This is a genomic window from Mycobacterium sp., from assembly GCF_050701675.1.
Taxonomy (GTDB): domain Bacteria; phylum Actinomycetota; class Actinomycetes; order Mycobacteriales; family Mycobacteriaceae; genus Mycobacterium.
In genome coordinates this window covers 1-2,125 of sequence record NZ_JBOGDD010001075.1, presented here as the reverse complement: position 1 = coordinate 2,125, position 2,125 = coordinate 1, and the positions used below count along the sequence as shown (strand labels likewise).

2 protein-coding genes and 1 pseudogene are annotated in these 2,125 nt (G+C 67.9%); 2 read left to right on the top strand and 1 reads right to left on the bottom strand.

Going from position 1 to position 2,125, the window contains the following annotated elements; translation table 11 throughout:
• The coding region (locus ACRDUX_RS33015) for a L,D-transpeptidase (protein ID WP_526420423.1) at positions 1–654 on the top strand (654 nt) is incomplete at its 5' end.
• Here the strand turns inward: ACRDUX_RS33015 and ACRDUX_RS33010 are convergent.
• On the bottom strand, positions 638–1,390 hold the full coding sequence (locus tag ACRDUX_RS33010; protein ID WP_526420421.1) for an SDR family NAD(P)-dependent oxidoreductase: 753 nt from the start codon (positions 1,388–1,390) through the stop codon (positions 638–640). The two genes, ACRDUX_RS33015 and ACRDUX_RS33010, sit on opposite strands and share 17 nt — an antisense overlap.
• Positions 1,391–1,654: 264 nt before the next feature.
• Here ACRDUX_RS33010 and ACRDUX_RS33005 point away from each other — a divergent pair.
• Positions 1,655–2,125: pseudogene (locus ACRDUX_RS33005) on the top strand (hypothetical protein); the annotation flags it as partial.

Below are 2,125 nucleotides of genomic sequence, written 5' to 3'. Positions count from 1 at the left end.
ATGTACGGCATTCCGTTCGGCGAAGGCGCGTTCGGCGCCCAGGACGTGACGCTCGACTTCGAGATCGGCCGACGGCAGGTGGTGAAGGCCGAGGCCTCGTCGCACCGCATCCAGGTCATCACCGACGACGGCGTCATCCTCGATCTGCCGTGCAGCTACGGCGAAGCCGACCTGCCGCGCAACATCACCCGCAGCGGCATCCACGTCGTCACCGAGAAGTACGAGGACTTCTACATGTCGAACCCGGCGGCGGGCTACTCCAACGCCCACGAGCGGTATGCCGTGCGGATCTCCAACAACGGCGAGTTCATCCACGCCAACCCGAGCACCACCGGGGTGCAGGGCAGCAGCAACGTCACCAACGGCTGCATCAATCTCTCGACGGACAACGCGCAGCAGTACTTCAACACGGCCATCTACGGCGATCCCGTCGAAGTCACCGGCACGTCGATCGAGCTGTCCTACGCCGACGGCGACATCTGGGACTGGGCCGTGGACTGGGACCAGTGGAAGTCCATGTCGGCGCTGAACAACGACTCACCGCCGTCGAACATCCCCAGCAGCGCGCCTGCCACCCCGACCGACGCGCCCACGCTCTCGGGGACGCCGACGACGACCCCTCCGAGTCAGGTCACGGTCACTCCGGGCGGGTGAACTTCCTGGTTGCGGTCGCCTGATCGCGCGGCCGGATGACGATCTGGTCCAGGTTGACGTGCGGCGGCCGCGACGCCACGAAGCCGATCACCTCTGCGACGTCGGCGGCCACCAACGGGGTCATCCCCTGATACACCGCGGCGGCGCGGTCCTGGTCGCCGCCGAAGCGGACGACGGAGAACTCGGTCTCGACCATTCCCGGCGCAATCTCGGTGAGCCGCACCGGCTTTCCCAACAGTTCTCCGCGCAGGGTCTGGTGCAGCGCCGCCTGTGCGTGCTTGGCCGAGGTGTACCCGGCGCCGCCGTCGTAGATTTCGAAGGCCGCAATCGAGGTGATCGTGACGATCAGGCCGTCGCCGGAGGCGATCAGCTTCGGTAGCAGCGCCCTTGTCACGCGCAGGGTGCCAAGCACGTTGGTCTCCCACATCCAGCGCCAGTCCTCGAGGTCGGCGTCGGCGACCGATTGCACGCCCTTGGCCCCGCCTGCATTGTTGATCAGCACGTCGACGCGGCGCAGGCCGGCGGCCAGCGCGTCGACGGCCGCGGCGTCAGTGACGTCCGCCACAATCGCCGTCCCGCCAAGCTCTTCGGCGAGTGCGTTTATGCGCTCCGCGCGGCGAGCCACGCAGACCACGTGAAAGCCAAGTCCGGCAAGGGTTTTCGCGGTTGCTTCGCCGATGCCCGAGCTGGCGCCGGTGACAACCGCGACGGGCTGTTGAGATTCGAGTGCCGTCATTCCGTGAACTTTAGTTGCCGTGCTAAGTTCTCAACGTGTCAGCTAGTCAGGTTTCTCGCAGCGCCGCCTCGCGTGCGTGTTGTTGTTGTCGCGCTTCTCGCCGCGCCTGACTGAACCCGGACGTATCCGTCCCGCTGAGTCGCCAGGTGAGGCACCAACCCCACCAGCCGACCTCAACGAAGGACACCTCCCTTGAGCACCAACACCGCCACTGTCGTTCGCAAGACCACCTCTGCCATCTCGACCGCTCACGCCAAGCGTGCGCTGCTCGCCCGCCACCACATCGTGGCTCCATCACTGCGTGTCGCCGAGGCGGCCGCTGCATCCGTATTCGGGGCGGCGCGGCTGCGCGGCCCGATCGCCCGTGACGTCATCGCCCAGACCACCGGCCTGAGCATCGCCACGGTGAACCGCCAGGTCACCGCCCTGCTCGACGCCGGTGTCCTGCGGGAACGCGCCGACCTCGCCGTCTCCGGCGCCATCGGGCGGCCGCGGGTACCCGTCGAGGTCAACCACGAGCCGTTCCTGACGTTGGGCATCCACATCGGGGCCCGCACCACCAGCATCGTGGCGACCGACCTCTTCGGTCGCACTCTCGACGTCGTCGAGACGCCGACACCGCGCGGTGCGCAGAACGCGGGGCTGGCTGCGCTCGCGGGCAGTGCCGCGCGCTACCTGAGTCGCTGGCACCGGCGTCGACCGCTGTGGGTGGGCGTCACCGCGGGGGGCGTCGTC

Bases quoted from the DNA above. Each gene is read 5' to 3' on its own strand.
- ACRDUX_RS33010 (WP_526420421.1), bottom strand. From the start codon at position 1,390: ATGACGGCACTCGAATCTCAACAGCCCGTCGCGGTTGTCACCGGCGCC.